Source organism: Campylobacter sp. MIT 21-1684, assembly GCF_026241315.1.
Classification (GTDB): domain Bacteria; phylum Campylobacterota; class Campylobacteria; order Campylobacterales; family Campylobacteraceae; genus Campylobacter_D.
This window is the reverse complement of record NZ_JAPHNA010000012.1, coordinates 38641-57579: the sequence shown is the minus strand read 5'-3', so window position 1 is coordinate 57579 and position 18939 is coordinate 38641. Positions and strand designations below refer to the sequence as shown.

Annotated in this window: 17 protein-coding genes and 1 pseudogene; 10 read left to right on the top strand and 8 right to left on the bottom strand. The window is 32.0% G+C overall.

Annotation, left to right across the window (positions count from 1 at the left end):
* Together OQH62_RS06055 and OQH62_RS06050 are read left to right on the top strand one after the other, a co-directional pair.
* Positions 1–484: hypothetical protein (locus tag OQH62_RS06055; protein WP_323053621.1), on the top strand; the 484-nt coding region annotated here is incomplete at its 5' end.
* Positions 485–489: 5 nt separating this feature from the next.
* Entirely contained in the window at positions 490–1314 is an 825-nt protein-coding gene (locus tag OQH62_RS06050) for a hypothetical protein (RefSeq protein ID WP_266015247.1), read from the top strand.
* 577 nt (positions 1315–1891) lie between these two features.
* On the opposite strand, the pseudogene OQH62_RS06045 reads toward OQH62_RS06050, so the two are convergent.
* A pseudogene (locus tag OQH62_RS06045) lies at positions 1892–3768 on the bottom strand (mechanosensitive ion channel family protein); the annotation flags it as partial.
* Entirely contained in the window at positions 3765–4400 is a 636-nt protein-coding gene (locus tag OQH62_RS06040) for a carbonic anhydrase (RefSeq protein ID WP_266015242.1), read from the bottom strand. The gene OQH62_RS06040 and the pseudogene OQH62_RS06045, both read right to left, overlap by 4 nt.
* A gap of 160 nt (positions 4401–4560) precedes the next feature.
* On the opposite strand from OQH62_RS06040, the gene OQH62_RS06035 reads away from it, so the two are divergent.
* The 7 genes from OQH62_RS06035 to OQH62_RS06005 all read left to right on the top strand — a co-directional run bounded on the left by OQH62_RS06035 (position 4561) and on the right by OQH62_RS06005 (position 9743).
* Positions 4561–5256: a Bax inhibitor-1/YccA family protein gene (locus OQH62_RS06035; protein ID WP_266015239.1), complete on the top strand. Its 696-nt coding sequence runs from the start codon at positions 4561–4563 to the stop codon at positions 5254–5256.
* Positions 5257–5364: 108 nt separating this feature from the next.
* Positions 5365–5733 carry a preprotein translocase subunit SecG gene (gene secG / locus OQH62_RS06030; protein ID WP_266015236.1) on the top strand — a complete coding sequence of 123 codons (369 nt, stop codon included), beginning with the start codon at positions 5365–5367 and terminating at the stop codon, positions 5731–5733.
* Positions 5723–6280, top strand: coding sequence for a ribosome recycling factor (gene frr / locus OQH62_RS06025; protein WP_266015233.1), 558 nt, complete (start codon positions 5723–5725; stop codon positions 6278–6280). Before secG ends, frr begins: the two co-directional genes overlap by 11 nt.
* A gap of 2 nt (positions 6281–6282) precedes the next feature.
* On the top strand, positions 6283–6894 hold the full coding sequence (gene pyrE / locus OQH62_RS06020) for an orotate phosphoribosyltransferase (protein ID WP_266015230.1): 612 nt from the start codon (positions 6283–6285) through the stop codon (positions 6892–6894).
* Entirely contained in the window at positions 6894–7301 is a 408-nt protein-coding gene (locus tag OQH62_RS06015) for an RDD family protein (protein WP_266015227.1), read from the top strand. The genes pyrE and OQH62_RS06015 overlap by 1 nt, the downstream gene beginning before the upstream one ends.
* Before the next feature lie 26 nt (positions 7302–7327).
* Positions 7328–8350: a ribonucleotide-diphosphate reductase subunit beta gene (locus tag OQH62_RS06010; RefSeq protein WP_266015224.1), complete on the top strand. Its 1023-nt coding sequence runs from the start codon at positions 7328–7330 to the stop codon at positions 8348–8350.
* Positions 8340–9743, top strand: coding sequence for a nicotinate phosphoribosyltransferase (locus OQH62_RS06005; RefSeq protein WP_266015221.1), 1404 nt, complete (start codon positions 8340–8342; stop codon positions 9741–9743). The genes OQH62_RS06010 and OQH62_RS06005 overlap by 11 nt, the downstream gene beginning before the upstream one ends.
* A gap of 913 nt (positions 9744–10656) precedes the next feature.
* Here the strand turns inward: OQH62_RS06005 and OQH62_RS06000 are convergent.
* The 4 genes from OQH62_RS06000 to OQH62_RS05985 form a co-directional block, all read right to left on the bottom strand.
* Positions 10657–11586: an Abi family protein gene (locus OQH62_RS06000; RefSeq protein WP_266015193.1), complete on the bottom strand. Its 930-nt coding sequence runs from the start codon at positions 11584–11586 to the stop codon at positions 10657–10659.
* A 10-nt stretch (positions 11587–11596) separates the two neighbouring features.
* Positions 11597–14335, bottom strand: coding sequence for an Eco57I restriction-modification methylase domain-containing protein (locus OQH62_RS05995; protein WP_266015191.1), 2739 nt, complete (start codon positions 14333–14335; stop codon positions 11597–11599).
* Positions 14336–14625: 290 nt separating this feature from the next.
* A complete protein-coding gene (locus OQH62_RS05990; RefSeq protein WP_266015189.1) occupies positions 14626–15261 on the bottom strand; it encodes a hypothetical protein in 636 nt (211 codons plus the stop codon).
* A 311-nt stretch (positions 15262–15572) separates the two neighbouring features.
* Positions 15573–16133, bottom strand: coding sequence for a gamma carbonic anhydrase family protein (locus OQH62_RS05985; protein WP_266015187.1), 561 nt, complete (start codon positions 16131–16133; stop codon positions 15573–15575).
* A gap of 92 nt (positions 16134–16225) precedes the next feature.
* On the opposite strand from OQH62_RS05985, the gene OQH62_RS05980 reads away from it, so the two are divergent.
* Positions 16226–16855 carry a protein-L-isoaspartate(D-aspartate) O-methyltransferase gene (locus OQH62_RS05980; protein ID WP_266015185.1) on the top strand — a complete coding sequence of 210 codons (630 nt, stop codon included), beginning with the start codon at positions 16226–16228 and terminating at the stop codon, positions 16853–16855.
* Positions 16856–16862: 7 nt separating this feature from the next.
* Here the strand turns inward: OQH62_RS05980 and OQH62_RS05975 are convergent, their stop codons facing one another.
* Both OQH62_RS05975 and argB read right to left on the bottom strand, forming a co-directional pair.
* The gene (locus OQH62_RS05975; protein WP_266015184.1) at positions 16863–18074 is read right to left on the bottom strand and encodes an aspartate aminotransferase family protein; all 1212 of its coding nucleotides are present in this window, start codon (positions 18072–18074) and stop codon (positions 16863–16865) included.
* Positions 18071–18922 (bottom strand): acetylglutamate kinase, encoded by an 852-nt coding sequence (argB, locus tag OQH62_RS05970; protein WP_266015182.1) that lies wholly within the window; start codon positions 18920–18922, stop codon positions 18071–18073. Before argB ends, OQH62_RS05975 begins: the two co-directional genes overlap by 4 nt.
* Positions 18923–18939: the final 17 nt, after the last annotated feature.

Below are 18939 nucleotides of genomic sequence, written 5' to 3'. Positions count from 1 at the left end.
GTATGTGGCGAGATTTAAATTTTTAACTCGCGATGAAGTGATTGCGTATGCTGTACCTGATGAAGAAAGCGAACTTAAAATATACACTCATACAGATGGAACCCAATATTATTTTAATGAAGAAGGACTTAGAATTTATAGTGGGATCTGTGGTTTAAATGTTACAAATTGTTATTCGAACCCAAAAACTCAAAAACACAGTTATGAAAGTCAAAGAAGATTACAAGAAGTAATGAGCGTTGTAGGAAGCGATCCGTATCATAATTTTCTTGGTTATACAGTGAAAAGAAATGTAGGAACATCTCGTTATGGCAGTTTTGTTTATTTTACTTACGGAGTAGCTGTTATTAATGAACGACTCGGATCTCATTATAAAATCCATTCGAGTAATGTTTTAAATTATAATAAGGTTATTAAAGAGCTTCGCAATGCTTATAAAAACGATATGGAATATTATTTAAATCAATTGAATAGAGGGAGGTAGAACCAATGACTATTAATTCTCACGGAAATATTCAAAATCAATTCTTTGTAACAAAAAAAGAAACTGAAAATATAGAGAAGCATAATAATATACAAAATTTAGATGAAGAATATTCGCACAAACAACTTGAGATGAAACAGTATGTAAGAAACTGGACAGAGAGTCCTTGGGGCGCTCACTTATCAGGTTATGCTGAAAATGGAGACATTACTATTTGGGGTAAATTTACAGGCAGAGATAAATCTATGAGTGAAAAAGAAGTAAAAAGTTTTAGACAATTTTTTGAAGATAATAAAGTTTTTGGACTTGGAATATTTGCAGGAGAAGAATTTGATCATTTGTTTAATTCAACTTTAAATATTGAAGAATTTAAAGAAAAATATATTCAAGCTAAAGAGGAATTTGAGACTAAATGGAGAGAGATTGTACAAAAAGAACTTGAACAAGAACAACAAATATTGCATCAAAACCCCACCTCACAATCTCAAAACAATGAACTTTCTCAAACCAAAGACTCACAAATAAATGAAGACTCTAAAAAACCTTTTAAAGCTATAGAAGTAAAAAGTATAAGTAAGACTTACATACAGAATGATTTCTATCACAATATCCAACAGTTTAAAAACCAACAAATGGAGAATATACTTTCTATACTTTGGGAACAAAACTCAAATTCTACTCAATACAATTCTAAGAAACTCAAGGAATTTCTTAAAGAAGATTCTCAATTTGACTTTTTGCTTAACGCAACTTTTCAGGACGAAAGGATTATAAATTCTAAAAATGTAAAAGAACTTCTTGCTTTAAAGAAGGTAGATATTGAAGTGTAAAACGGAATTAAGTAAAAAATAGAAATTAGGGTAAAATGATTTCTTTGTCTTGACGATATAATTCCTTTTGCTCAAAATAATTGGACTATAAGGACAAAGATAATAATTAGATATTATATAATGCAAGAACACGACACGCATTTTAAATTCTTATAAAAAGTTGAGAATTTTATTAGAATAGCATCAAGCATAATTGCTATAAGAAAATTGATTCAATATAAGAGGATTAATAGTGGTAGAGGAATTATTTATTGACGTCAATGAGTCTTTTATTTATTACATTTTTCAATAAAGCAAGATTAAGAAAAACGAATTATTTTATTTCTAGTGTCGCCACATACGCAGTATAAGTAATAATGCAAAAACCAATTGCTATTACTCCAATATTCCATTTTAATCCTCTTTAATCTTAATGGCGTGTTTGTTTTATAGAGTTTATTTTGTATTTCTTTTGTAGTAAGATCTCTAGCTAATTCTCCTAGTCTAGTTGTTCTTTAGATATTCTTAGACATTTAATTATACTTTTCATCTTCAATCTGCTTTTAATGAAAAAGCGATTAGGTGTTAGTATTATCGCTTTTATAAGTTTTGCAAATATGGAGAGGAAGGCATATTTTCTATATAAATACTACGACTTGGAAAAGCAAAATTAAGACCATTTTTTTCTATAATTTTCATTATCTCAAACATTAAAATCTCTTTGGCGTTTCTAAAATCGCCTGCAGAAATTGACTTGATGTAAAAATAAAGCTCTATATTGATACTATTATCTGCAAATTCACATAAATTCACATAGCAAGCATTTTTATAGCCTTCTAAATCGTCAAGAGAAACTAAATTCTCTCGATATTTTGTTGTTTCATTGCTATATTTTAATGCATTATCATCTTCTTGTGCTACCAAATCACTTGTATGTAAAAGTTCTTTGAGATCTTTTATACAATTTTGGAGTTTTTCTGGTGTTGCATCATAACTCACTCCCAATAACATTTTTATATGACGACCCAAACGTCTTCTACTCCAATTTTTGACATTTGCTCCCATAATAATTGAGTTAGGTAAAAAGACTAAAGCATTATCGAAAGTGCGAATGGTTGTTTTTCTTAGTCCTGTTTCTACGACTGTACCTTCAATTCCAGAAACTTCTATACAGTCACCTTGGTTAAAGCTGTTGTCAAATAAAAGAAGAATGGAAGCAAAAAAATTAGCGATAATATCTTTTGTGGCTAGAGCCACAGCTAAGCCTCCTATTCCTAAAGAAGCAATAATCGCTGAAATATTAAAACCGAGTTTAGCAAGGATATATAAAGATGCTATAATAATAATGACAAAATAAAGTATTTTTACTATGAGATTGACCACTTCTTTTTTTCCGCTTTTTTGAGCAAGTTTAGAGATGAAAATCACTCCATAACTATCTGTAACTCTTAAGACAAGCCAAGTAATTAAAATAGCGTAAATTATATGAAAAAAATTATTTAAATTAATATTTAAAGGTGCTGGATATGTCGCTATTGTAAGACATAAAGAAAGAGCATAAAAGGTGAGTAAGAACATTACAGGCTTTTTAATACTTTCGACAAAAGTGATTTTTATGTCATCTGCTAAAGCTTTATTTTCATAAAAAATACGAACAAGAAAGAAGTAGATGATGTTCGAGAAAGCTCGCTTCAGCGAGATGAAAAAGATGAGTACGAGTATTGATAGAATAACTTTGCCAACATTGACAAAATTTATATTCGCAAAGGTATTAATGCGATCTATCCATACTTGGAGTTCTAAAAGAGAAAAGAGATAATTACTTTCGAGTAGATTCGCATTTAAACGTAAATATTTTAGAATTTGAGTGTAAGATTGTGTTGCATTTTCAATTTTTTCTTCTATATTTTGAAGATGTTCAAGCTCTTCTAGTGAAGTAATTTTAGCTTTGTATTCGTTTATATCAAGTTTAGAGCTTTGCAAGTTTTCTATTGCTCTATCTGTAGTTTCAATAATGCTTTTGCTGTTTGCTGCTTCATTAAAAAGTTGTTCAAGTTTAAGTAAAGAAGAGTAAAAATTCTCTACTTTATCAAAATATTCAAGTTTTGCTTTAGTATCTGCATAAACAAAGGCACTTTCATTTTTATTGTTTTGTATTTGCAGGAGTTGCTGTTTCTTTTTTAAAAAAAATTCTCTAGCTTTCGTATCGATTGTTTGTTTAACTATCATATTTGGTATTTGTATTAGTATAGATTTTTTACGCTTTTCAAATTCGTTTAAAGAAGTATTATAGGTACTAGAATTTTCATCATTATTTTTCTTAAATTCCTTAATATACTGATTGAGTTGGACATATTCTTCTGCTAAAGTATAAACACCTGCATTTTCTTCACTCACATTAATATCGAGAAATTCAAGTCCTTGTGCAAATGTACAGAGACTTAAAAAAATGAGGCTGATACAAATTTTTTTCATTCATTTTCCTTTTTTTGAATTAGCGCAAAGGTTTTTGTTTTATAATCGTATTCATAAATTTCACCTGTTTCGATTATATAGTACCAAGCATTTACTTTCAATTCACCTTTTTCAAAGTTTTCTTTTATACCCGGATAAGTAAGTATGTTGTCAAAAGAATTGACAAGATTGAGTTTTTCTGTAAGCCAAGTGCGCATAGCTAAATCTTCTTTTGCAAAGAATGTTACGTTCTTTTTAACATTTTCAAGTAAAGTAAGCCATTTTTTAACATTTGGAATATTCTCAAACTTTTCTTCTGAATAATAAAGCATATTACAACCACCGCAATTGCTGTGCCCACAAACAATAATATTCTTCACATTTAAAAAATTCATAGCATATTCAATGGCTGAGGTGGTCGCTAAATAATCTTCTCCAACACGGTAAGGCGGTATAATATTTGCGATATTACGTACAACGAAAAGTTCGCCCGGTCCTGTATTGGTGATTAAATTTGGGATAACTCTTGAATCAGAACAGCCTATAAAAAGTGTATGTGGATTTTGTTTATTTTTCAAACTTTCAAAAAGTTTTTTGTGCTCTTGAAAATCTTGTTGCATAAATTTAATTGCACCGCTAATTATATTTTCCATAATGCAATAAAAACCTTATTTTAGATTTTTGAAAAACTTTTATTATAGCAGAAATTCCCAATATAAAATTTTGAATGCAAAGTTTTTTTGTGATTTGTTAAATTTCTTTTGATACAATAGCCACCTAGAAATTAAAACCACATATTTAAGGAGTAAAGTTATGAGTCTTTATGATAGGGATTATTCAAAAACAAGGTCGTTTGATAATGCACGTTCAAGCGAATTGAGTGTTTTTATTAAACAAACATACCAGCTTTTTGCAGCTTCATTGTTAGCCGCAACTGTTGGTGCTTATGTTGGAATTTATGCTCTAGCAAGTCTTTTTATAGAATCTCAAGTAACTTTTTGGTTGCTTTTTGCTGTTCAAATAGGTCTTATTTTTGCTTTGCAGTGGAAGAAAAAAGAGACTCCGCTGAATCTTATTTTGCTTTTTGCTTTTACTTTTGTTTCAGGACTAACTCTCACCCCTTTGTTAATCTCTGTACTTGTTTTACCAGCAGGTGGAGTTATCGTAGCTCAAGCCTTTGCTTTGACAACAGTTGCTTTTGCAGGATTAAGTGTTTTTGCTATGAATACAAAAAAAGATTTCACTGTAATGGGTAAAGCTTTGTTTATTGTTTTACTTATTGTTGTGGCTGCTTCTTTGCTTAATCTTTTTTTCCAAAGTAGTTTGCTTCATCTTACAATTTCTGCTGTAGCTGCAGTGCTTTTCTCTTTTTATATTCTTTATGATACACAGAATATTATTCGTGGAAACTATGAAACACCTATTGAAGGTGCTGTAGCATTGTATCTTGATTTTGTCAATCTTTTTATTTCTTTGTTAAATATTTTAAGGTCTTTCAATAGTCGTTAATCTGGTAAATCTTCACAAAAATTTTTCTTGTGAAGATTCCAAAATTTCAAATTTTTTCAAGTTTCTTTCGTTACAATTCTTCATTCATTTACAATTTTTAGGAAAGTTATGATTACACTTTTAACTGTCTTTCAATTTATTATCGTCGTTGTTATATGTATAGCTGTTTTACTTCAAAAAAGTTCAAGTATAGGTCTTGGCGCATATAGCGGAAGCAATGAGAGTCTTTTTGGTGCTAAAGGACCTGCTGGATTTCTAGCTAAATTTACTTTTATAATGGGTTTAATACTGATTGCGAATACTATAGCTTTGGGGTATCTTTATAATAGTGTAAGTAGAAATTCTTTAGCTGAAAAAATCGAAAACAATATTTCTATTCCAAGCATTCCTTCAACAGTGTCGAATTCTCTAAATGCCCCAGTCGCACCTGCTGTGCCAAATGAGAATAATACCACAAAGGAAAAGAATGCTCAATGATATTTTTACCAAGCAAAAGAAACAAAATGAGAAAAGTTTAGAAGCTTTGAAAAAAGATTTTTTAACTTTAAGAACGGGCAAGGTTAATACTCGTATTGTCGATACTATTAGCGTTGATTATTATGGAGCACCAACCCCACTAAATCAAGTTGCAACTATACTCGCAAATGATGCAACAACTCTTTCTATTACTCCTTGGGAGAAAACTTTATTAAAAAGTATAGAAAGTGCCATTGCAGCAGTAAATATAGGAGTAAATCCCAATAACGATGGAGAGAGTGTCAAGCTTTTTTTTCCTCCTATGACAAAAGAGCAAAGAGAAGAAAACGTTAAACAGGCTAAGGGTATGGGGGAGAAAGCAAAAATTTCTATTCGTAACGTACGTAAAGACGCAAATGATTCGGTAAAAAAGCTTGAAAAAGAGAAGCTTATATCAGAGGATGAAGCAAAAAAAGCTTATGATGAGATACAAAAACTCACAGATTCTTATATTGCAAAAGTCGATGAAAATGTAAAAAGTAAAGAGATTGAGCTTTTAAAAGTCTAATGATGAATCTAGAACAAAGTTATAAAGAATGCAAAGCCCTTTTAGAAGGTCATTTTTTGCTCAGCTCCGGAAAACACTCTCAATTTTACTTGCAAAGTGCTAAACTTTTAGAAAATCCGCAATTTGCAGCACAGTTTTGTGAGCAATTATCAAAAGTAATTACTGATTTTAGACTTGAGTTTGATAGTATTTGCTCTCCAGCTTTAGGAGGATTATTGGTAGGATATGAACTTGCAAGAGCGAGTAACAAACGTTTTATTTTTACTGAAAGATTAAATGGTGTAATGACTTTAAGAAGAGGTTTTGAGGTTGCAAAAGGTGAAAAATTTCTTATTTGTGAAGATATTATTACTACGGGAACAAGTGCCTGCGAGAGTGCAAACATTATAGAGGATTTAGGTGGTCAAGTTGTTGGTTTTGCAGCTTTAGCGAATCGGGGTTTTTGTGCCGTTACAAATTTACAAACAACTTCGAAACGCAGTGCAAAACTCCCAGAGAAGTTGCCATTCTTTGCTTTGGGGAATTTCGAATTTGAAATTTATGATGAGGATAAATGCCCACTTTGTAAAAATGGTTCTTTTCCAGTAAAACCGGGCAGTCGTGGCAATACATAATGAAAACTAAGGCGAAGATAGCCTCAAGATGGTTACGATTTCGTGCTTTATTAATAGATGTTTTTCTTATTTATATGCCGATTTTGTATTTATTTTATTTTTGGCTTGGTAAAGAAGTCTTGTTAAACAATCAATTCATAAGCACTTTGAGTACTGTACTCTTTGGATTTATTCAAGCTTTATTTTTTGTTTTTAAAGCTCAAACTCCAGGTTTAAAAGCGTATGATTTGTATTTGATTGACTTAAAGACAGGAAAGAAAATCAGTTTTTTAAGAGCAATGTTGCGTTATGTTTTTTTTGTGGTAAGTTTTGGATTGCTTCTTGGTTTTTTTATAAGTTTTTTAAGAAAAGACAGTTTGAGTTTGCACGATATAATAACACAAAGTTGCATAGTTTCTAAAATTTGACATATACAAAAAAAAAGGGGGGGGGGATGCAAAGGAAAAGGATTTATAATCCTAATTCTAATGAGAGTTTGACAGAGAGAAAAATTTTTGAAGGAAATCCGCACGGAATTTTAAATTTTACAAAAGCAAAATATACTTGGGCTTTAAAACTTTGGGATTTAATGGAATCAAATACTTGGTTTCCAAAGGAGGTTGATACTACAAGAGATGCATTAGATTATCGTTGTAATCTTACTTCTGGTGAGAAAAGAATGTATGATTTGGTGTGGTCTCAGCTTATTTCTATGGACAGCTTTCAAACGAATAATCTTACTGATAACATCAACCCTTATATAACAGCACCTGAAATTAATGCTGTTTTGGCTAGACAAGCCTATGAGGAAGCAAATCATTCCAAATCTTATGCTGTTATGGTTGAAGCAGTATGTGAGAATACCGATTTAATTTATGAGATGGAGAAGCACGATAAAATTTTGCGTGAAAAAAACGAATTTATTTCGAATATCTATCAAGAATTAGCTGGAGATGTTGATGAAAATAAACTCCTTTTAGCTATGATAGCCAATCAAATTTTAGAAGGGGTCTATTTTTACAGTGGTTTTACAGCAATTTATGCTTTAGCAAGATCTGGAAAAATGCTTGGTTCTGCTCAGATGATACGTTTTATTCAAAGAGATGAAATTACACATTTGCTTTTGTTTCAAAATATGATAAATTCTGTAATCAAAGAAAGACCAAAGCTTTTTAATAAAGAAAACATTGACAAAATTTATGAAATGTTTCAAAGAGCCGGTGAGCTTGAGATTAAATGGGGTAAATACATCACTCAAAATCAAATTATGGGTTTTACAGATGATTTGATTGAAGAGTATATCCACTATCTTGTCGATCAAAGATTGGTTGCTATAAACCTTCAAAGAATCTATAATGCTAAACATCCTATTAAATGGGTAGATGATTTTTCTAAATTTAACGATCAAAAAAGTAATTTTTTTGAAAGTAAAGTAACTAATTATTCTAAAGGCAGCATAAGTTTTGATGACTTCTAAACAACCTTTTGAATTAGCCTTGCTTTGTGATTTTTATGAATTTACAATGGCACAGGGCTATTTTTTGAGTGGTTTGAAAGACACTGTATGCTATTTTGATATTTTTTTTCGAAAAATTCCTGATAAAAATGGTTTTGCTCTTTTTGCAGGACTTGATGATGTTTTAAATTTTGTTGAAAATTTGCATTTTACTCAGAGTGATATTCAATATTTACGTTCTCAAAAACTTTTCTGCGAAGAATTCTTGTGCTATTTGAGTGAATTTGCTTTCAATGGAGAGATTTATGCCTTAAAAGAAGGGGAGGTAGTTTTTCCAAATGAACCTTTGATGATAATTAAAGCCAATGCCATAGAAGCTCAACTTTTAGAAAGTTTTTTCTTGCTTAGTCTTAATCACCAAAGTCTTATAGCTACAAAAGCAAATCGTCTTGTTAGAAGTGCTCAAGGCAGAGCCGTGCTTGAATTTGGTTCTCGTAGAGCTCACGGGAGTGAGGCTGCCCTTAAAGGAGCAAGAGCGGCAATAATAGGTGGTTGTAGCGGTACTTCTTGTACCTTAGCAGGAAAATTATATCAAGCAAATACTAGCGGTACTATGGCGCATTCTTGGGTGCAGATGTTTGAAAATGAATTTGAAGCTTTTTGTCGTTTTTTAGAGCTTTATCCACACAATCCAAGTTTGTTAATTGATACTTATGAATATAAGAAAGGTTTGAGTAATGCAATAAAAGCTTTTCACCGCTTTGGTATTACTGATGGTAGCGTGCGCATCGATTCTGGTGATTTGCTTGTTTTAAGTCAAGCAATTCGCAAAATCTTAGACGATTCCGGTTTAAAGGAATGCAAAATCATAGCTTCAAATACTTTAGATGAATTTCAAATACAAAATTTAGTTGCAAAAAATGCTCCTGTTGATGTTTTTGGAGTGGGCGAAAGGCTTATTACAGCAAAGAGTGATCCTGTTTTTGGTTGTGTGTATAAGCTTGTTGCTGCGCAAAAGGACGGTTGTATAAGACCTAAGATTAAAATTAGTGAGGATGTGGAAAAAACAACAATCCCGCATTTTAAAAAATTATATAGAATTTATAATACAACTACAAATACAATTCTCTATGATGAGCTTTGTATTTATAATGAAGAAATGCCAAATCTCCCTCAGGGTTTGGCAGCAAAAGAGCTTTTACACCTTGTTTTTAAAGACAGAAAACGTCAAATTCGAAGACAAACTTTACAGGAAACAGCTTGCTATGCTAAAGAGCAAATCTCAAAACTTGATAAAAGTTTATTGAAGCTTGAAACAGATACGAAATTCAAAGTGAAACTTTCTCAAAAACTTTACAATTTACAACAAAGTTTAGTAAATAAAATCTTGCCACCATTATCAAGCCAAAAATAAAGTGATTCTATCGCCTCCAATTCATCAAGTAATTTTTTCAAATATCTAATAACTAAGTAAAAGAATACCATTAGGATACAGATTTCGTCTTTTTCTATGATCGCATTGTATTTCTTTATTATCAATTTGGGATTCTCGTTTAATATCTCTTTTATTTGTAAATATCACCTCTTGAACTTGCCTTGTAAGCATAGATAAGAATTTGCTCTTCAATAATTTCATACAGAAAGCAGTATTTGCCAAGTTTTAGGCGATATTTATTTTTCTCTCCTTTTAATTTTGCAATATCAAGCAAGTTTTGATAGGGATTTTGTGCAATTTGTCTAAAGCTTTTTGGTGCTAAATCCCTATTTTCTCTAAAAATTTATTAAACTCCTTACTTGTTTTAACTTGGTAAGGCATTGCAAATACTTTCTTTCAAGCTCTTCTAAACTTATAGCTTTGCTATTTTTTAACTCTTTTCGGGCTTTTTTCCACGCTTTGCGATCTGCTTTGGTCTCACACACTTTTTTTGTAATATTTGCATTAATGCCTTTAACACCTTTGATGAGCTTAATAGCACTAATGATTTGCTCTTTATTTTGGCTACTTATTTTCTACACTTAAAGTCATATTTTCTCCTTGTGCATTAATCTTAACATTATACACAAATGAAGTTTTAAGATTCTATAATGCGTATTTCTGTTTCTGTAAGATTATAGAGTTGATACACTAATATATCAATGCGGGATTCTAGTTTGCTTGTGTCAAAGGTGGAATCTTTTGTTTTAAAGGTTAGGATTTTGTAAATTTTATGGTTGGTCGGATTCTTTTAAAAGCAAGTTAGTGAAATAAAAAAGGGAGATAAACCTTAAGCCTATCTCCCCGCTAAATGCTTTCGCATTTTTGTTCAGCGAAATAATTGTAAGATACATTAGCTAACAAAATGCTGAAAAAATAGACGAAATCCTATTTTTTCAAATGCTAGATATTGCGAGATAATGAAATTATTTTTAGTAAAATAATCTTTGTTTTTTCTAAAACGCCTTAAAACGCATACAAATTCTTTCCTCTTGGCTTTTTGCATATTTTTTGATATGCAAAGTTTATTAAAAAGCATTATTAAGGCTATAAAATCGTGTAAAGCAGGATTGAAACAAAGTTTTTCCCTAGTAGATGTTGGTATATGTTTATTTTTTGCTAATTCACCTTGTAGATTTTTATTAGGCTTAAACTTTGGGTTGTAAGGGTGTTGAATAGTGTTAAGTATGCAGTTGTTATGAGCTGAAGCATTGCGTAATATACGCACACAATATGCCAAAGAGTAAAAATATTGACATTCTTTATTTGGATAAGTATCAAAGTAAAATTTATAAAACTTCAAAAACTCGCCAAAGCTTAAAATCTCTACGAGATTCCATAAAGCAAAATTGTTTTGGTATTTTTGGGCAAGATGATTAATGAAAGAAATATTGTTTGCTTTATCTCCAATTTGTTTCCCTATATTTTCGTTATCGGCAAGGAATTTTTTAACAATATCATATCCATTTTCGCTTTTGTTTTTACAAAAATGAGCATTGAGAGACACTTTTAATAAATGTTCAACATCAAGGCTCAAATTAAGAATAAATCTCCTCAAGTGCATATCTAAAGTTGAAAATTCTACCAAATAAGCAAAATCAAGGTTTATATATTTTCCATTATATTTTTCATAATTTTTTGCATAAGATTTGATTTTAAAGAAGTAATTATTATATGTAAGAAAATCTATGGCTTTTTGTTTTGGGAATATATTGAATTTAATTCCTAAATTTTCTAAATAATTTACTTGTTCTCCAATAGTTAGCTTTGGTTTGTTTATCATTTTTGCCTTTTCATTTTTCTATAATGTATATCTCCTCATCAGTGAGATTATACAATTTATACACCAATTTATCAATTTCATTTTCAAGTTCTAGGCTATTGGAATCTTTATTCTCTGCCTTGAGTGTTAGAATCCTATCCACTAAAGCAATGATTTTATTTGCGATTTTTTGGTTTGTCTTTGTGATTTTTGGGATAGGGATTTTGTCTGTTGCATAAGAATTTAAGTGCATTGTGCGGATAGAATTTGAAAAAATAAATTTATACACATACCAATTTATCAATTTAGAATTTATAATAGCCCACGCTAATTTTAGGTTTAATTTTCCAAAAACAAGCTGATTAATGGTATTCAAAACTAAAAAATCTTTATTATTTGGAATACAAGCAATAATCTTAATATGATTTTTTGGTTTTGTAATATGTGCGACAATGTCTTGTGCTAAAAGTGCATTGTCTAAAATTTCTCCTCCGCTCTCTATCGTATCGCTAAACCCCTTTATATCAACAATTCGAAAGCGATTAATTTGTTTTCCACCGATATATGCGTATGTCCCATTTTCCTTGAGATTTGATTGTGAAGATGCTCCTCTAATGTTTTTACAATATTTTTCTAATTTTTCATTATTTTGATTAAGTTTTATTCCTAAATTCAACTCCTCCTCACTCATTCCATTGATAAAAAGCCCAAAGAGTTTAATCAGGGATTTGTCAATCGTTAAACTTTGGCTTATGTTGGCTTTGGAATCTTGAGCGTTTGCATTATCTTGTAAAAGCAGATTTTCATAGCTTGTGTATTCTTGCCCTTTGGTTCTAGCAAAAATCACCATTTCTAAAAGCACATAATCCCACGCTTTGCCACAATCTGCAAGCAAATACATACTAGGAGCAATAAAATCTCTTAACTGCTCCCATTTAGCGACATAATTAAGGGATTTTGGCACAATGAGCGTGTTAATACCTTTTGGAGCTAAGATTCTATCGCTTAGGAATATGAAAAGTGCAGCGGTATTTGTCTGTGAAGTATTGTAAGTTTTTTTGTAGAGTTCGCGCTCATTTTTGCTTAAATCCACACCATACGGCGGATTCCCAATCACTAAATCAAAGCCTAGAAAATCTCCATTAGAATCTAGCACTTCAGGAAATGCAAACCGCCATTCAAAAGCGTCTTTATATTCTGCACCACTTAGGGCTAAGTCAAGCTTTTTACGCAAGGCTTGGATTTTTCCATAAGATTGCAAAGCCCTCTCTTGCTCCTCCTCGCTTAAAGCAGGAGTTCCAAAAACATTAAATTGTAAAGAGCCTAAACCCTCTAGCAAACTTGCATTATCAAGCAAATAATCATTAAATTGCTTGATATGAGATTCTACTGCTTTTTCTAGCTCTCTTTTTGTTTTAGGGTCTTTAAGCGTGAGAGTGAAAGTCTGCTTGATAATCTCAATTTGTGATTCAATGTCTTTTTTAGAAATTTTAAGCACATTTTGGTCGGCATTTTTGTAGTCAAAAACAAGTTGTTTGTATTTTTTGATTTGCTCTTTTATGTTGGGAATGATTTTTAAAGAATCATTAAGGTTAAAGCGGGAGACTAAACTATTCCCACACTTAATATTGATGTCAATATTGGGCAAAGTTTGGAGCTTGTGGGTTTTAGAATCTTTATCTTTTGTGAAGTTAAGATAATAAGCGTTTTTGAGGAGTTCTATCCACAGGCGAAGTCTCGCGATATTGCACGAGTTGGGATTAATATCCACGCCAAAGAGGTTATTTTCAATGATAGATTTTTTGAGTTCAAAAAGGGATTTTTGGATTTGATGGTTTTTGTTTTGTTCGCTTTGGGGTCTTTTGTAAGCAAAGTTCTCTTTGTCAATTTTGAGATAAATTTCATCATCTTTAATCTCCAAACTCTCACAATCAATCTCTAAAAGCCCAAGTTTGTAATAAATATTTACCATTTCACTTAGGGCGGAGACAAGGAAATGTCCGCTACCCACGCTTGGGTCGCAGATTCTAATGCTTTGTAAAAGCTTTTTGTATTTGTCTTTAATGTGTGTGCTAGATTCTGTTCTCTTGCGCTTTTCTCTGTGGATTTCTTCTTCTATATCCTCTAATGTTTTTGCATTCCACGCGGGATTGTAGGCATTAAACTTCTCCACTACAATTTTTGATAAAGATTCCCTGCACATATAGCTTGTGATAAAGCTAGGCGTGTAGAAACTGCCCTCCTTGTAGCCATTGAGCTTTTCAAAGACTGCGCCTAAGACGCTAGATTGGATAAGCTCTTTATTGTTGTAAGATTCTTCGCTAGGAGTTTGGAGAGAGATATTTCGGGCTTCACCCTCAAGATGACAAGAATCAGACTTTTTGCCAAAGTCAAAGGCATTTAAAAAATCAAAAAGATAGACGAGAAAAGCACATTTGCTCCCCGCTTTGTGTGTGCTTTGCGTGGATTGGAACACTTCAATTTCTAAAGTATCATCAAGCAAGGCAATATCTAAAATCTCTAACTTTTCATCTTTGATAAACAGCGAGGAGTTGAGGTAGGGCAGGAAGTTAAAGCCTCTATCGTTTGTGCGGCTTTCATAGTCTTTTGCCAAAACTTCAAAGAAAAGGTGGCTTAAGTCTTTGAAACTCTTAATTTTTGCGCCACTTAGGAAATTTAGGGCTTTGTCAAATTCATTAAAGGCAAGGAGATTGGCTTCAATGAGTTTGAGAAACAAAATCCGATTAAGCCACAGCAAAATATGGCTCATCACCACTTCAAAATCGCTTGGCTTGTTGTGAGATGCTAATTTTAAAGCAATATGATGTGCAAAGCTTGTATCTTGTGTGCTATCGCATTCAATCGTGATTTTGCCATTTTTTTCATATTCTCTCAGTCCTAAAATATGCAGCAGCTCTTTATAAAATCTAGGATTAAGTGCGTTGGCGTCTCTTTGAAATTCATTGTGTAAAAAGTCTCGCTGCAGAAGCTTGTGTGCGAGGTTGAAATGTTTGTCATTGCGTAAATCAAAGAAAGTGTATTTAAGCGCAGAGTTTTCTACTAAACTCTCTTCTGCCCCCCCCCATTTATTTGCTGCTCTAAAATCTTTTGTAATTCAGCGTAAAAATCTTGTTGGTTGTCGATGAGAGTGCCTTTTTCATTTAGCCTTTTATAAAGCTTCAAAATTTCTTTATTTTTGTAAAAATGTCTTTCAAATTCTCGTGCGTTAAAGACAAAAAAGCGCGTAAAATCTGTAATGATAATGTATTTTAAGCTAATGTTTCTCCCTAAGCCTTGCTCATTGCCCTCGCGCTCACGAAAATAATACAAAATACACTCGTGCAAAGCTTTGCAATTTGGATTATTGGGGCTAAACATTTCGGCTGTATTATTTGGCTTCTTGGCTTCAATGAGGATTTCAACTTGGGAATCTTTAAGCAAAGCCAAGTCAATTTCACTTCTGCCTTGCTGCTTATAAGAGGGTTGAGCGTGGAATCCTAACTCTTTAAGAAAGAGAGCAAGGGCGTTTGACACAATAGCGGGTTCATTTTGCCCTTTATTTTCATCAAGAGATTCTAAATATTGTGCTACTTTTTCTTTAAAGTCCTCTAGCCCTGATGTTTTAGTCTGTGCATAGTCTTTATCAAAAGAGGTGAGAAAGTCCTTTGGTGTGAGAGATTCAAAATTTAGAGGCATATCTGTCCTTTTTGTATCTACTTAATTGCTTGGTTTGGATTTAGAATCACAAATTAAAGCATAATTCTAATGAGAAACTCGTCCATTATACGTTATTTACATGGCAAAAGATTGCCTAAATAGTATATGGACTATTCTTTCATAGCAGTATAGCAAAATTTACTCATTCAAAAGTATTGCATCGTTTTAAGGTCAGAATCTTTTAGTATTTTTCATTATGAGGAAGATGTTTTCTGCTATGAGGATTCGTTTTATTTAAAAGATTTTAAATACCATTTAACCTTTTCTTTAAATCCTCTAGTCTTGATGTTTTATTTATGTATAGTCCCACATTCTTTTAAAAAATCATTTTTAAATCTTACATAGTTTAATGCTGAATGCTTAAGAAAAGCGATTTCTTCTTCTTTAAGCTCACGCACAAATTTTGCAGGATTTCCTAAAATAAGGGATTTTGGTGGAAATTTTTTGCCTTTTGTAACAACACTTCCAGCGCCCACTATACTATCATCGTCTATCAAAGCATCATCCATTACAACTGCATTCATACCGATTAAAACACGATTTTTTATAGTACAAGCGTGTATAACGCAGTTGTGTCCTATTGTAACATCATCTCCTATGGAAGTAGGATAGCCTTTGTCTATGATATTGCCATCTGAATTGTATTCTCTATGCCATACGTGGATAGTCGTTAAATCCTGTACATTAGTTCTTTTTCCTATTTTAATGTAATTAACATCTCCTCTTAATACACAATTAAACCATATACTACTATCTTCATCTATCTCAACTTCACCTATGACTTTTGCTCCTTGTGCAATAAAAACATTATGAGCTATTTTTGGGTTTTTATCTTTAAAAGCAATCAACATTGTAACTCCTTATCGTGTTTATAAAGTATAACTAAGTTTAACTCTATTTTAACTTTTTTCGTTACAATTTTTTTGAAAATTTAGGAGAGATGATGAACGTATTTGAGCAAAAACGTTGTCAGGCTATGGCAGAAGAAATTGCTGAAAAAATTTTTATTAACACAGAGCTTTTTAATGCCTTTTCCAATGTACCCCGTGAAATTTTTTCTCCGCTTAAAGCTCACGCTTACAGACTTGATGCCTTGCCCTTAGCAAGCTCCCAGTGGATCAGTTCTCCTTTAACTGTAGCAAAAATGACTATGGCTTTAAATTATAAAAATGCCGACAGTGTTCTTGAAATAGGCTGTGGAAGTGGGTATCAAGCAGCGATTTTAAGCAAGGTAATACGACGTGTTTTCACAATAGAACGTATAGAAAAACTTGCTAAAAATGCGGCTGATATTTTTAGAAAATTGGGTTTTTTAAATATAAATGTTAAGTTTGAAGATGGACAAAATGGTTGGAAAAACTATGCTCCTTATGATAGAATTTTATTTTCCGCTTATGCTACGCACATTCCAGAGCTTCTGCTAGACCAGCTTGCAGATGGTGGGATTTTAGTTGCTCCTATTTTTCACAATGGTAAGCAATTTATCACCCGTTTGACAAAAAATGGCACCGATTTACATAAAGAGATTTTAGAGGAATGCTTTTTTGTCCCTATAGTAGATGGAAAAGAATAAACAGAAATTATTTTTTGCTGTTTGATTTATCTTGTGTATCGAAAGACTTGAAAATATTTCTTAAGATAGTAAGAGCTTCATCAATATGTTTTTTTGTAATGATTAAAGGCGGTAAAAAGCGCAAGTCATTTTGCCCACAAGAAAGAAGTAAAAGTCCATTGTCTTTACATTTTGTAAGCACATCACCTACTTTAATGCTTTTTTTCAGACCTAAACCTTGCATAAAACCTAAACCTTGACGTTTTGTACAGAAATGAAATTCTTGGGCAAGTTTATCGAGGCTTTGCTCTAAATAAGGAGTAAGTTTTTGTACATTTTCAAGTATTTTTTCACTTTTAAAAATCTCAAAGACAGCATTCACTCCCGCACATACTAAAGGATTTCCTCCATAAGTGCTTCCGTGATCTCCAAGCTCTAGGGAAGAATGAGAGATTTTTTTGTTTAAAACAAAAGCTCCAACACTTAGACCACAGCCCAAAGCCTTAGCACTAGCGACAATATCAGGCATAATTTCACTATGTTCGTAAGCAAAGAATTTTCCACTTCTGCCCATTCCACATTGAATTTCATCAGCGATTAAAACAAGGTTTTTTTCATCGCATAGTTTTCTTAATTCTTTGTAAAATTCTTTGTTTGCAGGAGTGATTCCACCTTCACCTTGTACACTTTCTAAAAGAATGGCACATGTTTTTTCATTGACAAGTTTTTTTACGCTTGTAATATCATTATAATTTGCAAATCGTACCCCGCTAATTAAGGGTTTAAAATCTTTTTGGTATTTAGGATTTGCTGTTAAGGATAAAGCTCCTAAGGTACGTCCGTGAAAAGAATTCTTAAAAGCGATGAAATTTCCGCCCTTAATACCATTTTTAAAAGCATATTTTCTTGCAGCTTTTAAGCTTCCTTCTATGGCTTCTGTGCCCGAATTTGTAAAAAATACCGACTCTAAACCACAAGCTTTGCTTAAATTCAAAGCCGCTTTAGCAATGTGTTCATTATAGTAAAGATTGCTTGTGTGTATGACTTTGTCGATTTGCTTTTTTAAGGCATTGTTAAATTTGCTATGATTATAGCCTAAAGCACAAACGCCTATACCGCTTGAAAAATCTAAGTACTTCTTATTTTTTTCATCATACAGATACACTCCTTTGCCTTTTTGTAAAAGCAAATCAAATTTTTTATAGGTTTGGACAAGGTGTTTTTCGTCTTTTTGTTTCATTGTGTCTCTCTTATTACTAAAGTACCTATGCCTTCATTTGTAAAAAATTCAAGCAATAAAGAATGTTTCACTCTGCCATCAAGTATATGTACCCTTGAAACACCATTTTCACAAGCTTCTATGCAAGATTGTAGTTTGACAAGCATTCCGTCTTGAATTTGTGTGAGTAAGAGCTTTGCATTTTGTGTGTTAATCTTTGAAATCAAAGTGCTTTTGTCTTCATAATTTTCATATAAACCTTCTGTATCGCTTAAAAACACTAGTTTTTCGGCTTTTAGAGCTTTTGCTATTTCGCAAGCCACATCATCAGCGTTGATATTGTAAGTGTTAAAATTCCTGTCCATTCCAATAGGAGCGATAATTGGTAAAAAATCTTTTTCTAAAAGTTCGTTAAGAATTGTTGTATTTATTTTTGTGATTGTTCCAACAAAACCCAGATTTTCATCTTTTTTTTCACATTCTAAAAACCCGCCGTCTTTACCACAAAGTCCTATAGCCTTTACTCCTAAACATTGCAAGTGGTGTACCAAGCTTTTATTTATCGTATTTAAGACCATTTCTGCTATTTTTGTAGTCGCTTCATTGCTTATTCTTAAGCCATTTTTAAATTCTGTTTTCACTTGAAGTTTAGAGCAAAGATGAGAAATTTCTTTGCCTCCTCCGTGAATAATCACAGGTTTTAAACCTACAAGCTTTAAAAGAGCTATGTCTTGCATAACAGAATGTTTTAATTCTTCATTTTCCATAGCTGAACCACCGTATTTAATCAGTATGATTTTACCGCTGAATTTCTGTATATAAGGTAAGGCTTCTATTAAAACATTTGCTTTTTCAAGATATTTTTGCATAGTTTTTCTTTCAAATA